The following is a 13,701-nucleotide window of genomic DNA, read 5'->3' as shown; positions in this document are numbered from 1 at the left end:
GGAGAGGATGGTCATGAGGCGCAAAAAGGCGATGGCGTTGCTGCTGGCTGCGTGGGGCTTGAGCTTGTTGCCGTTCAAGGCAGCGCAGGCCGCAGCGATCGACTGCCCGTTTCGCGATGCGCCTTTTTCGCAAGCGTTGCCGATCGTCGACATCCTGCTCAGCCCTCAGGCAAAGGCGGTCCTGGAACGCGATGTTCCCGATCTTTTCAAGGCGCTGCCGCCACGCTTCTTTACTACCCAGGCGCCAACCTTCGCCGCGATCCTGACTCTGGACGAGATGGTGGCTTCCGGGCGGGTGCCCGCCGCTCAGGTCGCGCGCGCCGATGCGGCGCTACGGCGGCTACCGGTAACGGCACAGGACGGGCAGGTCCGCTGCGCCCGCTATGATGACGACCGGCCGACCTTCACGCTGCCGGCGGGTCGGCCCCGCCTGCTTTTGTTCGAGAAGATGACCGGCTTTCGCGATGGTCCGTCGGTGGAGGCGGCGCGATCGGCATTTGTCGACCTTGCGGCGCGCCGGGGATGGGCGATCGCCGTCACCGACAAGGGCGGGGCGATGAATGCGCAGACTCTGCGGCAGTTCGACGCGGTCATCTGGAACAATGTCAGCGGCGACGTCCTCACTCTGTCTCAGCGGCAGGCGTTTCGGGACTATATCGAGCAAGGCGGCGGCTTCGTGGGCGTGCATGGCTCCTCGGGCGATCCCGCGACCTTCTGGCCCTGGTATGCGGACACGCTAATCGGCGCACGCTTCGCCGGCCACCCGATGAACCCGCAGTTCCAGGATGGGCGGATCATGATCGAGGACGGTTCCCATCCGGTCGCGCAGGGATTGCCCGATCAATGGATCATGAAGGATGAATGGTATAGTTTCCGCGCCAACCCCCGCGCGACCGGCGCGCGGATCGTCGCGACGCTTGACGAGAAAAGCTATCAGCCGGGCGCGGCGCTCATCATGGGCGACCATCCGATCGCGTGGAGCCGCTGCGTCGGCAAGGGCCGGGTCTTCTACTCAGCGATCGGACATCGGCCCGAAACCTACACCGATCCGAGATATAGTCGGATGCTGGACAATGCGCTGGCCTGGGTGGCGGCACCCCGGAGGAAGGGCCCGCGTTGCGACTGATCAGTCGATCAGGCGGAACGCCATTTCGACACGCAGTCCCAGCACCCAGGCATCGTCGATCGTCGGATCGGCAGACGGATTGCGGACATATTGCAGGTTCGGCTGGACCGTCAGCCAGGACGTCAGTGGCGCACGATAGGTCGCCTCCGCTACCATCTCCGCCCGCTCGGAGTCATTCGCGCGGCGATATTCGGGCGAGGTGAAGGCGCCTATAACGGCAAAGCCGATCTCGTCGTCCGGCCGCCCGCCGACCCAGCCGCCCAGCTTGATCCCTGCGCTGGCGAAGCGATCGAACATGTTGAATTTCTTGTCGGCGATGCCGAGGCGGAAGAAGCCGTCGACCTTCCGATCACCATCCTCGGCCAGCGTCTTTTCGCCCCGCAGATAGAAGCCGTCGTTGCCGTCGGCCGTCACGCCGTCGAACCGTTCGAAGGAGGATGTGTAGCGCCAATGGCCGATGAGCAGACGACCGCCGGCGACCGGCGCTTCCACTTCGCCGATCAGCAGCGCGCCCTCCCCCTTGCCAAGCCGGATGCTGGTGCGGGACGGATGGTCGGGGTTGCCGGGCACGCCATCGAGCACCGCCGCTCGCACCGCCCAGCCCTCCGCCGGCCGGTAGAGGACGCGCGCGGCAAGGCCCGTTGCGGGGAAGATCGAGGGGCCGTTGCGGCCCGACATGCCGATGTCGCTGCCCATGCCATGCGCGCCGCCGACGAAAAGGGTTGCCGTTTCCAGCATATCGAATTCGGAATTGAGGTCATAGATGCCCGCGCGCACCGACAGGTTGGGCGCCAGCATCTGGTCGATCCAGGCTTCGTAGAGCTTGAACGCCTGGGCATTGGCCTCCATTTCGCTGACCATCTGGGCGTCGCCCACCACCTCCGAAATGGACTGGCCATTATTGTAGAGGCCGTAGACATGCATCTCGGCTCCGCGCCAGCCGACCAATTCCTCCAGGTCGACTTCCATTACAAGGTCGAGATTGTCGAGATAGCGGGCGCGCCGCTTCAATCCGCCCGCCACCGTGCCCATGATGTCGCTGCTATAGCTGAGGTCGAAGACGATCGGCCCCTCACCGGGCGCATGTTCCCCGGCATGGATATGCGAATGTGGCCGGATCGGCGTGATCCGCGGGCTGATTGCGCCGGCGTCCATCGTTGCCTCGGTCGCGGGCGCGGCGGCCGCAGCGGCCAGCAGTAGTGCCGCGCCGATCATGTCAGTCGCTCCATGGGCGGGACGGGGTTGTGGGCCTTCGACATCATGGTGACGTACAGTAGGCGGGCGCTATCCGATCGGATAGCGCGGATTTCAGGCCCGGCACGCCATGGATGATCGAATTTCCGTGGCGGTTCAGCAGGAAACGCCGCAGCGACAGGCTGCCGGCCTGGCCCATCGGGCGGCCGGCATGACAAGGCGAGGACGGAAGCATTTGACGCCGGCGGGCCGAACGCATAGGCGCGGCGGCACAGCCAACCCACGGGGTGTCCTGGCGCAGTCAGGGCTGAGACGCGGATCGGGCGCAGGGGGCGTCTAGGCCGCGGACCCGAGAACCTGATCCGGTTCACACCGGCGGAGGAATAGGGACCATGAAGCGTTACGTCACCACTGCATCCATTTGCGCGATCTCCCTTGCCTGCGCCATGCCGTCCACAACCCGTGCCGCGGACGCGAGCATCACCGTGACGGCGCGCGGGCGCGAGGAAGCGGCGATCGCCGTGCCGGACAGCGTCACCGTCTTCGGCCCAGCCGACATCATCGCGCGCAAGCTCACCACGATCGATGATATTATCGCAGCAACGCCCGGCATCTTCCTGATAAACGACCAAGACCCCGGAACCAACCTGATCTCGATTCGCGGCGTGTCCACCAATCGCAACCAGTCGCCCTCCATTGCGATGATCGTCGACGGGCTGGCGCTGCCGGATTCAGAGCTCTTCACCTTGCGTCCCTATGACATGGCCCGGATCGAGATATTGAAGGGTCCGCAAGGCGCCCTGTTCGGCCGCTCGGCCTCGGGCGGCGCGATCAACGTCGCGACCAATGATCCGGGACCGGACTGGGGCGGCGAAGCGGCGATCGGGATCGGCAATGGCTTCACCTGGACTGCCGACGGAGTGGTCAATGCGCCGGTTTCCGAGCAGGTGCAACTGCGCCTTTCCGGCTCCTACCGCAACAGCGATGGCTTCATCCGAAACAGCTATCTGGACAAGAAGGTCGACGGCGCGATCAGCCGCAACCTGCGGCTGAAGGCGAAGGTGGCGCTGACCGAAACGGCGACGCTGAAGCTGCGCCTCGGCTGGGCCGATGAGGAAGGCGGCGCGGCCTATATTTCATCCGGCAATGTCACCGGCCTTTATGGCGGTCGCCTCTCGGGCAAGGCGCTGACCAATCCCTTCGGCGATTTCGAAGGGCGCGCCGATCGGCAGTGGTGGGGCGCGCAGGCCAGCTATGAGCAGGAACTGGGCGATACCCTTCTGCTCAGCTGGACTGGCGGCTATGATGAATATCACAAGGATTTTGTTGAGGAACTGGATTTCCGCAATGACACGCCGATCACGCTGAACGGCGTACCCTTCTTCCCGGACGGTATTCAACCCATCGTCCAACCGGTTGATATCAAGGCCTGGACCAGCGAATTGCGCCTGACATCGCGCGCTGCGTCGCCGTTACGCTGGCATGTCGGCCTTTTCTTCCAGCGGCTGGAGCGCGACCGGACCGACGATTTCGGACCGCTGCTGTTCGGCGGCGAGCCCCTGCGGGCGGAAACCCGGTCCAGCCAGGTCGGGATTTTCGGCCAGGCAAGCTACGACCTGCTGCCCCGCGTCGAACTCACGGCCGCGTTGCGCTACGACCGCGACCGGCGCAGGGAGGACACGGTGGGCACGGCCAGCGGCGCGCTGCTGGCGGCCCGCGCCCGCACCTTCGACAAATGGCAGCCAAAGCTGTCGATTGCCTGGCGCCCTTCGGCAGACCTGACCGCCTATGTGACCGGCGCGGTGGGCTTCAAGGCGGGCGGCTTCAATCCCCTGCCCGGCCCGACGGATGTGTGGCAGGCGGACTTCAAGGCCGAAACCACCCGGTCGGTCGAGGCTGGCATCAAGGCACAGAGCAGCGACGGCCGTGTTCGTGCGACGCTGGCGGGCTTCGTCACCGACTATGACAATTTCCAGAATACCGTATTCCTCGGCAATTCTGTGGTGCTGTCCGTCCCGCAGGTCAATGTCCATGGAATCGAGGCGTCGGCCGATGTGGCGCTGGGCGCGGGCTTCCGCGTCGACGGCGGGCTGGCCTGGACCCACAGCCGCACCGGGCGTTACCTGACCCCCAATCCCACCCTCGAGCCGGGCGAACCGGCGATCGTCGACATGAGCGGCAAGCGCACGCCCAACGCGCCCGACTGGACGGCGAATGGGGGCGTCGGCTGGCGCGGAGCGGCCGGTGCGGCCACGGTCGATGCGCGCTTGTCCGCCACCTACGTCTCCCGAGTGGATTTCGAGATCGACAATATCCTATACTCACCCGGTTATATATCGGTTGACGGCCGGGTCGGGGTGAGCGTGCAGGACTGGACGCTGGAACTCTGGGCGAAAAATCTGTTCGACCGCCGCTGGGCGATCTCCGCCTTCGGCCAGCAGCAATTGCCGCTGCTGCTGGGGCTGGGGCCGGGCGGTCCCTATGACAGTTTCACGATCAATAGCGGGCGTCAGTTCGGCGCCAGCGCCAGCCTGCGCTTCTGAAGGAGCACGCCATGGGATTTTGCGACGAAATCTGGGCCGATGTGGCGCCGCTGCGCCAGGCGATCCTGACGCAGCCCTTCCTGGAGGAACTGGCGCAGGGCACGCTGCCACCCGAAAGTTTCCGCCATTATATCGTGCAGGACAGCCTCTATCTCGCCGAATATGCGCGGGTGCTGGCGATCGCCGCCGCGCGCGCGCCGACGGCCACAGGCCGCCTGGAATTTTCCGACGGCGCCAAGGTCGCGGTGCAGGTGGAGGAAGCGCTGCACCAGGCCTTTTTCGCGCAGTTCGGCGTCACACCCGACATGGCACGGGCCAGCGCGCCCAGCCCGGCCTGCCAGAATTATACCGGCTATCTGATGACGCTGGCGGCGACGCGCAGTTACGAGGAACTGATTGCCGGTATTCTTCCCTGTTTCTGGGTCTATTGGGAGGTTGGCTGCGCCATCAAGCCGCGCGCCGCCAGCCCCAATCCCTATGCGCCCTGGATCGATACCTATGCCGATCCGGGTTTTGGCGAGGCGACCGCCCGCGTCCGCGCGCTGGTCGACCAGGCGGCGGAAACAGCGCCCGCTCTGCTGCGTGACGCCATGGCGCAGGCCTTCCGCATGGCGACCCGCTATGAATGGATGTTCTGGGATTCCGCCTATCGGCGCGAAAGCTGGCCGATCTAGAGCGCGCTGCATTAAATTGAACGCAGGACGCGCGCTCTAGATGTTTGTTGTCGCATCGGTTTTTCGCAAAACCGGTGCCCACTTTTGCGCAAGATGCTCTAGCCGCGAAAGCCCGCCAGATGGAGCGCCCCGTCCAGCGGGTCGCCCAGCATAGGGCTGAGCCGCGCCACCGTCCGCGCCTTGAGCCAGGGGCGCATTCGCGGGGCAAGGCCGCCGACCAGCGTGCAGCGGCTCGCGCCGCGCTCGAAGATCGTCTCGATGAAGCGCTCGACATGCGCCACCGCATCCTCGACGATCGATCGCGCGATGGCGTCACCCGCTTCGGCATAATCCATCACCAACGGCGCGAAGCTGCCATAATCCCTCGGGCTTGCCTGATCCATCCAGCCGATGGCCTGCGCCGTGTCATGGCCGAAGCGGTCCGTCACGGCGCGGCTCAACGGCGTCGCCTGCGTCCGCCCGTCGAGCGCGCGCAGCGCATGGCGCATGGCGCTGAGGCCCAGCGCCGCGCCGCTCCCTTCGTCGGAGATAGGAAAGCCATAGCCGCCGATGGTGAAATCCCGACCGCCTGCGCGCACCTGAGCGATGCTGCCGGTGCCCAGGATCAGGATCGCGCCGTCCGCACCGCCATGGGCACCCAGATTGGCGATGAAGGCGTCGGTTTCATAAGTGACCGAGGCGAAGGGAAACGCGAAGTCCCGCAGCGCATCACGCACGCCGGGGCGCGAGATGCCGGCGATGCCCATGCCCGCACGAATGGTTGCAACCTGCTCCGTCGATAGCCCGGCTGCGGTCGTCGCCTGTTCGGACACAGCGCGCAACGTCTCGTATAGCGCCTCCAGCCCGATCCGCGCATTGGCGGTCCCGCCCTGTCCCGTGCCGATCACCGTGCCATCCGCCGCGATCAGGCGCGCCCGGCAATTGCTGCCGCCAGCGTCGATGCCCAGGTAAAAGGTCATGAACCGGCCATCTCCTTCTGTTCGTCGCCCCAGTGACGATCGCGCGTCGTGTGGCCGATCCCCGGATTGCACTGGTTGCGCGGATCGATATGTCGATAGAAACCCTCCAGCGCAGGCTTGGCCCGGTAGAGATGGCCGACATTATGCTCCGCGGGATATTCCGCGCCGCGCTCGTCGAGCAGCGCCCATAGCCGATGCTCGAACGCCAACGGATCGACGCCCTTGCGGACGATATAGTCCTGATGGAACACATGGCAAAGGAAATGGCCGTAATAGAGGCTGTGGATGCTCTGCGCCGCGAGGTCGGGGGGCAAGACCTCCTGCCAGTCCAGCATGTTGCGCGGCAGGGCTACGTCCAGCGGGACGATGTCTGCCACCTGTTCGGGATGCACCGCGCGATAGCGCACCGCGGCTCCTGCGGTCACGAAGCGATGGAGGAATGCCTTGGCCGCCAATTCGGGCGTACATTCGAAATAATCGCCCTCGCCCTCGGCCAGCAGATTTGACAAGAGTGCGCGCGTTTCCGCCAAAGCCAGTCGCGGCATCTTGAGCAGCAGATGATGGGCGAAGCGGTCGCGATAGTGCCGCATCTCTGGCGGCAGATGATCGGGCAGAAGCCGTCCGATCCGCTGCATCATCCGATCGCTGAAACCCTCGCCCAGAAAGCGCATCCCGTCCACGCGCGACTTTAGCGCGAAAAGCGTCGGCAACCGGTCCGTTCCCAGCCGCTCGATCGCGACGAACATATCCTTGCCATAACGGTCGGCGATGTCGAACGCATCCCGGTGCATATATTCGCCCGCGATCGGTAGCGTGGCGAAATGGCCCAGGATCGCGCGGCGGATCGCCGTCAGTTCCGCCGGATCATTGGTGCCGATATAGAAGGTCGCCGCCCCTTCCTCCTTCGCGAAGCTATCAAGCCGCACGGCAAAGACGATCAGCTTGCCCGCACTGCCCGCCGCCTCGAACAGGCAGCGGCTGTCGGCGTTGAAGCGGGCCGGCGTCTCGCTGTCTATGTCGCGGACATGCGTGGCGTAGGCGCGATCATGCGCCCAGCGATCCACCGCCGGGTCCACGTCCCCTTCGTCGAAATCGCCCTGTTCCAGCCGCCGCAGCATCTCTTCGGGATCATTGCCCAGCGCAACGCCCAGATGGTTGACCAGCCGCAGCGTCCCGTCCCCGCCGACCACGGCATGAAGGCTCAACTGGGTGAAGGCCGGCCCCCGCTGCACCAGCGAACCGCCCGAATTGTTGCACACGCCGCCGACCACCGATGCGCCGAAGCAGGAGGAGCCGATCACTGAATGCGGCTCCCGGCCCAGCGGCGCCAGCGCCTTTTCCAGGGAATGGAGCGTGGTGCCCGGCAGGCAGATCGCCTGCCGCCCGTCGCCGATCAGGTGCAGCCCGGCGATCCGCGTGGTGCTGATGATGACGCAGCCGCCGGGATAATCCTCGCCATCGGGGGTCGACCCTCCGGTCAGTCCGGTGTTGGACGCCTGCATGATGATCGACACGTCGGCGGCCACGCAGGCCTGCGCCACGCGCCATTGTTCGACGAGACTGCCCGGTCGCACGACCGCCAGCGCCGCGCCCGAGCCGGTGCGATAGCCATGGCGATAGCGCGCCGTCGCCTGCGTGCCCGTCAGCACATGGCGCGGCCCGACGATCACGCGCAGCGCGGCGATCAGGTCGCTCATTCGCCGGCCTCGCTCAACTGTCCGCCGATCCAGGTGCGCCGCACCCGCCGGTCCGCGTCGAGATGCACCAGGTCTGCGCGCAGCCCCGGCGCGATGGCTCCCGTCTCCCCGTCAAGCCGCAGGAAGCGCGCCGGATTGCCGCTCGCCAGGCGTGACGCCTCGACCATCGAGCAGCCCATCAGGTCCATCGCATTGCGGAAGGCCTGCGCCATGCTGAGCGCCGATCCGGCCAGCGTGCCGTCCGGTCCCCGGCAGGTTCCGTCCACCACATGGATGGGCTGGCCCATCAGGGTAAAGCTATCCCGCTCCCCTCCGACCGGCGGCATGGCGTCGGTCACCAGCATCGCGCCTTCCAACCCCCGCGCGGCCAGCGCGACGCGGAGGGCGGCGGGATGCACATGCAGCCCATCGACAATCAGGCCGAAATAGCTCCCCCGGTCCAGCAGCGCGGCCGCAACCATGCCCGGCTCCCTGCTCCCCATCTGCGTCATCGCGTTGAACAAATGGGTGAAGCCGGCCAGCCCCTCGGCGAGCGCCGCGACCGTCTGCGCATAGTCGGCCAAGCTGTGCCCCGCGGCAACCAGCACACCCGCCTCGGTGAGGGCGCGGATCGCGCCGGGCGGGGCCAGTTCAGGCGCCAGCGTGACGATCCGCCGCCCGATGGTGGGCCGCGTCAGTCGCTCCAGCACCGCTGGATCGATGGCGGTGAATTTGGCCGCGTCATGAATGCCCTTCTTTCCGGGATTGAGATGCGGCCCCTCGATATGGACGCCCAGCACGCCCGGCACACCCTGCCTCAGCGCCTCCTCCCCCGCCGCGATCGTCGCATCCACGACATCGGCATCGTCGCTGATGAGGGTCGGCAACAGGCCAGTGGTGCCAAAGCGCCTATGCGCCTGCGCAATCGTGCGGATGCCGTCCACGTCCGGCCGGTCATTCAGCAGCACGTCTCCGCCGCCGTTGACTTGCGTATCGATGAAGCCCGGCAGCAGCCAGCCGCCATCCAGGTCTACTTCCACGCACCCGGCCGGCAGCGAGCCGCGCGGTACGACCGGCCCTATGCGCGCGCCGTCGATCAACAGCGCATCGTCAGGCGCTATCCCGTCCGGCAGCACGATGGCCGCGCCGACCAGCGCCTGGATCGTCATAGCGTCCGCGTCACCTTGGCCAGATGCGGGGGCGTGTCGGGATTGCGCCCGCGCGCCAGCGCCAGGGCGTTGGCGAGGCCATAGAAGCTCTGGATCTGGGCGATGGCGCCCAGTACCGGATGGACCTCCCAGCGACTGGGCAACGCCAGCGTCGCGGCAACGACATCGTCGGGATGGCCCGCGGCGATCACCTGCGCGCCGCGCGCGCGGAAATCCTCCAGCCGCTCGCGCAGCCCCGCCCGCGCCGCGTCCGTCGGCCCGAGCGCCAGCACGGGGTCGCCCGCCCCGACCAGGGTCATCGGACCATGCGCGACCTCGGCGATGCTGAAGGCCTCCGCGTGCAGATTGGATGTTTCCTTGAATTTCAGCGCCGCCTCGCCGGCGATCGGCAGGGTCGGGCCGCGCCCCAGCACGAGCATGGTGCGCGCGTCGCGCAGCAGCGGCACCGCCTCGCCCCAGTCTGCCGCCGCCGCCGCGCGCAGCGTATCGCCCACGACGGGCAGCGCCTCGCCCAGGGCTTCGTCGCCGCTCCATTCGGCAACCAGATGCGTGATCGCGACCAAGGTGGCGATGAAACTCTTGGTCGCCGCCACGCTGGTTTCGGGTCCGGCATGGATGGGGATGCAGATGTCTGCCATCGCCGCCAGCGGGGAGGCTTCGTCGTTGACGACCGCAACCACCAGCGCACCCTGCCGCTGCGCGTCCTGCGCCGCCGCGATCAGGTCCGGGCTTCGGCCCGATTGCGAGATGGCGATCAGCGGCACACCCCGGAAGCGCGGAGATGTCGCATGGTAGAGCGATCCGATCGAAGGCGCATGGCTGAGCGTCGGTATGCCCGCACGCGTTTCCAGCAAGAACTTGGCGAAAGAGGCCGCTTGGTCCGAACTGCCCCGCGCCAACGTCGCGGCAAAGGGCGGCGCCAGTGCCCGCAGCCGCTGTCCCGCCTGCCGCATGAGGCCGGCATTGCGTGCGACCTGCGCTTCGCAGCGGCCGGGCGCTTCCGCAGCCTCGCGCGCCATCAGCGTGGCGATCCGCTCGTCTCGGTGGTCGATCATGCCGAAACAATACCAAATGCCGCTGAAAGGGCAATTGGAATTAATTTGGTTGCATCAGACCAAAGGAGGGATAATACCAGATCAACGAACGGCTGCGCGCGCCCGTCGTGTCCCGGCCGCTCGTCGATGAACCGACCACACCGCCGGCGCCAATGCCCCGTCCCGGAGTATCCATGAGTACCGAAGCCATCGATCCGCGCTATGTCGATATCGACCAATGGCCGACCATCCGCGCGGTCGAGGCGATGCTGGAAGGGCAGATGGCCGCCATCGCCGCGATCGGATCGCAGACCGGCCGGATCGCGCAGGCCGCGGAGGCCGCCGCCCTGCGATTGGGCGCGCGGGGACGATTGGTCTATGTCGGCGCCGGCACCTCCGGCCGGATCGCGGTGCAGGACGGCGTGGAACTTTACCCGACCTATAACTGGCCGCAGGAACGGCTGATCTTCCTGATGGCGGGTGGCCTCGCCGCGCTGACCGAGGCGGCCGAAGGCGCCGAAGATGATGCGGACGCCGCGCGCGCCGAAATCCACGCCGCTGAAATCGGCGCGCAGGATGTGGTGATCGGCGTCGCCGCGAGCGGTCGCACCCCCTATACGCTCGCCGCCATCGCCGCCGCGCGGGAAGCCGGGGCGCTCACCATCGGCATCGCCAATAATGCCGGCACCGCCCTGCTCGACGCCGCCGACCATGGGCTGGTCGCGGAAACCGGGACGGAGATCGTCGCCGGCTCCACCCGGATGAAGGCCGGGACCGCGCAGAAGGCGATGCTCAACATGCTGTCGACCGCAATCATGCTGCGCATGGGCCTCGTCTATCGCGGCCGCATGGTCAACATGCGAATCTCCAACGAAAAGCTGCGCTTGCGCGGCCAGGCGATGGTGCGCGACATTGCCGATGTCGACCTGGGAACGGCGGCGCGCGCGCTGGACTCGGTCGGGCAGGACATCAAGCAGGCGGTGCTTGTCGCCATGGGCATAGCGGCGGAAGAGGCGCAACGGCTGCTGGAGGCGCATGGCCAGAATCTGCCGGACGCAATGCGGGCCGTGCAACAGGGGGGATAGCGGAGATGCGGGAAAAACTGGTTCCTCGCAGCGAGGACGGCACGCCGCTCTACCTGCAACTGGCGCGCAACCTGCGCGATCATATCGAAAGCGGGGCCATCACCCCCGGCAACGCGCTGCCGTCGGAGCGCGACCTCAGCGAAATGGCCGGCATATCCCGCGTCACCGTGCGCAAGGCGATCGAGCAGCTGATCGAGGAAGGCGTGCTGTTCCGCAAGCAGGGATCGGGCACTTTCGTGGCCCGACGGATCGAGGCGCCCGCCTCCGTCCTCTCCAGCTTCACCAGCGACGCCCGATCGCGCGGCGAGGATCCCGGCGTCATATGGATGATGAAGAATTACGCCCAGCCCACCGAGGAGGAAGCCGCCATGCTCGCCATCTCCACGTCCGCCCGTGTCGCCCGGCTCGGCCGGGTGCGGCTGTCGGGCGGGGAGCCGCTGGCGATCGAACATGCGGTCGTGCCCGCCGACTGCCTGCCCGATCTCTCGACCATCGGCGACTCTCTCTACGAGGCGATGGGGCGCAGCGGCTTTCGCCCCACTTCCGGCACCCAGCGCGTCCGCGCCTCGCTCGCCACTCCCACCGAAGCGGGGCTGCTAAGCGTCCGCCAGAATAGCGAGGTGCTACGGATCGAGCGGCTGACCCGCATCCCCGGCGGCCGGGCGGTGGAATTCACCCGGTCCGTCTATCGCGGCGACCGCTATGACTTCGTGACCGAACTCAAGGAAATCGGCTGATGACCGCCACGATCGCCGCCGAGGCACATGATCTGGGCGAAGGACCGCAGGCCAGGCGGCCACCACTGCGCACGCTGGGCCTCTATCTGCTGCTCGGCTTTTCGGCCGGCCTGCCCTTCTACATGTTCAACGCGGTACTAACCCTGCGGCTCGCCCGGCACGGCGTCGACATCGTCATCATCGGCTTCTTCGCCTGGATCGCGCTGCTGCCGACGTTCAAGTTCGTCTGGGCGCCGTTGCTGGACCGCTACAGCGTCCCCGGCTTCTCCCGCTTCTGGGGCAGGCGGCGCGGCTGGATCATGCTGTCGCAACTCGGCATCTTCTTCTCGATGGTCGCGATGGCCTTCACCTCCAGCGACCAGAGCCTGCCGCTCACCGCCCTGTTCGCGATTCTGCTCGCCTTCTGGACGACCACGCTGGAGGTCGCCGCCGACGGCTGGCGTATCGAACTGGCGCCCACGCAGGCCGAACAGGGACCGATCGTCGCCGCCAATCTCTGGGGCTATCGCAGCGCCATGGTCGCGGCGGGGAGCGGCGCTGTGCTGGTCGCGGCCTGGGCCGACTGGACATGGGCCTATCTGGCCATCGCCATCGCTGCCTTCCTGCCCTTCCCCATGCTCGCGGCGATGCGACCCGAGCAGGAGGGCGCGAAGGGGCGGGCAAGCGCGCTCGCCAGCGGCACCCTTGTCAGCCTCACCATCCTCGCCGTCACCGGCGTCGCCACCGCCCTGATCGGCTGGGCGCTTCTTTCCGCCGTGCAGGGCGCGGGCTTCTCCGCCCAGACCAACGTGACGCCGATCGTTCTGGCCGTGGCGCTGCTGCCCTTTGTCGCGCTCGCCATCGCCCTGCCCCGCATCCGCCGACTGCCCGCCGACGCCCCCTCGAAAATGCCGGGCTTCATCGCCCCCTATGTCGAGATTTTCTGGCGCTACGGCTATGCCGTGCTGCCGGTGCTGGCCTTCGTTTCCTTCTACCGCATGGGCGATGTGCTGACGCTCACCCTCTCGCATCCGCTCTGGAATGCGGCGGGCTACAGTCTCGAACAGATCAGCATGGCGGACGGCGTCGTCGCGCTCACCTGCTCCATGGCCGGCGTGGCGCTGGGCGGACTTTGCGCCGCGCGACTTCCGATGACGGTCGCGCTCATCATAGGGGCCTGCGCGTCGGCGATCGGCAACTGGGTGTTCGTCTGGCTCTGGTATGCCGAACCCTCCTCCTTCGTCCTCTATGTCGCCGCCGGTGTAGACCAGTTCGGCCATGGGCTGGAGGGCGCCGTGTTCGTCGTCTATCTTTCCATGCTGGTCAGCCCCCGCTATCCCGGCACCCAATATGCGTTTCTTTCGGGCTTCGCCTTCCTGTTGCCGCGCCTGATCGGGGGCGCGGCCGGGGCGATCCAGAAGCAGATCGGCTATGACGGCTTCTTCATCCTGTCGGGCGCGCTCAGCTTCGCCGCCATTTTCTTCCTGCCGATCGTGATGCGCGTTCGGGCCAGAACTGCTTAGAG

At 66.8% G+C, this 13,701-nt stretch carries 11 protein-coding genes; 6 read left to right on the top strand and 5 right to left on the bottom strand.

The features are described 5' to 3' along the window. The first annotated feature begins 13 nt into the window (after positions 1 to 13). Positions 14 to 1,126, top strand: coding sequence for a ThuA domain-containing protein (locus K3M67_RS16935; protein ID WP_084439047.1), 1,113 nt, complete (start codon positions 14 to 16; stop codon positions 1,124 to 1,126). Here K3M67_RS16935 and K3M67_RS16930 read toward each other — a convergent pair whose 3' ends face one another. Beyond that, on the bottom strand, positions 1,127 to 2,341 hold the full coding sequence (locus K3M67_RS16930; RefSeq protein WP_285833522.1) for a carbohydrate porin: 1,215 nt from the start codon (positions 2,339 to 2,341) through the stop codon (positions 1,127 to 1,129). Positions 2,342 to 2,712: 371 nt separating this feature from the next. Here K3M67_RS16930 and K3M67_RS16925 point away from each other — a divergent pair, with 371 nt between their 5' ends. Together K3M67_RS16925 and tenA are read left to right on the top strand one after the other, a co-directional pair. Then, complete coding sequence (locus tag K3M67_RS16925; protein WP_285833521.1) at positions 2,713 to 4,863, top strand: TonB-dependent receptor; 2,151 nt, start codon at positions 2,713 to 2,715, stop codon at positions 4,861 to 4,863. An 11-nt stretch (positions 4,864 to 4,874) separates the two neighbouring features. Continuing rightward, a complete protein-coding gene (gene tenA, locus K3M67_RS16920; RefSeq protein ID WP_066859007.1) occupies positions 4,875 to 5,537 on the top strand; it encodes a thiaminase II in 663 nt (220 codons plus the stop codon). A 98-nt stretch (positions 5,538 to 5,635) separates the two neighbouring features. Here tenA and K3M67_RS16915 read toward each other — a convergent pair whose 3' ends face one another. The 4 genes from K3M67_RS16915 to K3M67_RS16900 are packed head-to-tail and all read right to left on the bottom strand — an operon-like array spanning position 5,636 to position 10,396. Then, positions 5,636 to 6,496, bottom strand: a complete 861-nt coding sequence (locus K3M67_RS16915) for a glucosamine kinase nucleotide-binding domain-containing protein (protein ID WP_066859006.1) — start codon at positions 6,494 to 6,496, stop codon at positions 5,636 to 5,638. Continuing rightward, complete coding sequence (gene dld, locus K3M67_RS16910; RefSeq protein WP_285833520.1) at positions 6,493 to 8,193, bottom strand: D-lactate dehydrogenase; 1,701 nt, start codon at positions 8,191 to 8,193, stop codon at positions 6,493 to 6,495. Before dld ends, K3M67_RS16915 begins: the two co-directional genes overlap by 4 nt. Further along, positions 8,190 to 9,341 carry an N-acetylglucosamine-6-phosphate deacetylase gene (gene nagA / locus K3M67_RS16905; protein ID WP_285833519.1) on the bottom strand — a complete coding sequence of 384 codons (1,152 nt, stop codon included), beginning with the start codon at positions 9,339 to 9,341 and terminating at the stop codon, positions 8,190 to 8,192. The genes dld and nagA overlap by 4 nt, the downstream gene beginning before the upstream one ends. Then, entirely contained in the window at positions 9,338 to 10,396 is a 1,059-nt protein-coding gene (locus K3M67_RS16900; protein ID WP_285833518.1) for an SIS domain-containing protein, read from the bottom strand. Before K3M67_RS16900 ends, nagA begins: the two co-directional genes overlap by 4 nt. Before the next feature lie 173 nt (positions 10,397 to 10,569). On the opposite strand from K3M67_RS16900, the gene K3M67_RS16895 reads away from it, so the two are divergent. From K3M67_RS16895 to K3M67_RS16885, 3 genes are read left to right on the top strand one after another with little or no spacing between them, the layout of a single operon-like run. Next, positions 10,570 to 11,460 carry an N-acetylmuramic acid 6-phosphate etherase gene (locus K3M67_RS16895; RefSeq protein WP_285833517.1) on the top strand — a complete coding sequence of 297 codons (891 nt, stop codon included), beginning with the start codon at positions 10,570 to 10,572 and terminating at the stop codon, positions 11,458 to 11,460. 5 nt (positions 11,461 to 11,465) lie between these two features. Then, positions 11,466 to 12,197: a GntR family transcriptional regulator gene (locus tag K3M67_RS16890; RefSeq protein ID WP_066859001.1), complete on the top strand. Its 732-nt coding sequence runs from the start codon at positions 11,466 to 11,468 to the stop codon at positions 12,195 to 12,197. Beyond that, complete coding sequence (locus K3M67_RS16885; protein ID WP_285833516.1) at positions 12,197 to 13,699, top strand: MFS transporter; 1,503 nt, start codon at positions 12,197 to 12,199, stop codon at positions 13,697 to 13,699. Before K3M67_RS16890 ends, K3M67_RS16885 begins: the two co-directional genes overlap by 1 nt. Positions 13,700 to 13,701: the final 2 nt, after the last annotated feature.

This window comes from Sphingobium sp. V4, assembly GCF_029590555.1.
In the GTDB taxonomy this organism is placed as follows: Bacteria; Pseudomonadota; Alphaproteobacteria; order Sphingomonadales; family Sphingomonadaceae; genus Sphingobium.
This window is presented reverse-complemented; position numbering and strand designations above follow the sequence as displayed.

Coding starts and splice junctions, on each gene's coding strand:
- K3M67_RS16915 (WP_066859006.1), bottom strand. CDS start 6,496: ATGACCTTTTACCTGGGCATCGACGCTGGCGGCAGCAATTGCCGGGCG.
- K3M67_RS16895 (WP_285833517.1), top strand. CDS start 10,570: ATGAGTACCGAAGCCATCGATCCGCGCTATGTCGATATCGACCAATGG.
- K3M67_RS16885 (WP_285833516.1), top strand. CDS start 12,197: ATGACCGCCACGATCGCCGCCGAGGCACATGATCTGGGCGAAGGACCG.
- dld (WP_285833520.1), bottom strand. CDS start 8,193: ATGAGCGACCTGATCGCCGCGCTGCGCGTGATCGTCGGGCCGCGCCAT.
- K3M67_RS16935 (WP_084439047.1), top strand. CDS start 14: ATGAGGCGCAAAAAGGCGATGGCGTTGCTGCTGGCTGCGTGGGGCTTG.
- K3M67_RS16890 (WP_066859001.1), top strand. CDS start 11,466: ATGCGGGAAAAACTGGTTCCTCGCAGCGAGGACGGCACGCCGCTCTAC.
- K3M67_RS16930 (WP_285833522.1), bottom strand. CDS start 2,341: ATGATCGGCGCGGCACTACTGCTGGCCGCTGCGGCCGCCGCGCCCGCG.
- K3M67_RS16900 (WP_285833518.1), bottom strand. CDS start 10,396: ATGATCGACCACCGAGACGAGCGGATCGCCACGCTGATGGCGCGCGAG.
- tenA (WP_066859007.1), top strand. CDS start 4,875: ATGGGATTTTGCGACGAAATCTGGGCCGATGTGGCGCCGCTGCGCCAG.
- K3M67_RS16925 (WP_285833521.1), top strand. CDS start 2,713: ATGAAGCGTTACGTCACCACTGCATCCATTTGCGCGATCTCCCTTGCC.
- nagA (WP_285833519.1), bottom strand. CDS start 9,341: ATGACGATCCAGGCGCTGGTCGGCGCGGCCATCGTGCTGCCGGACGGG.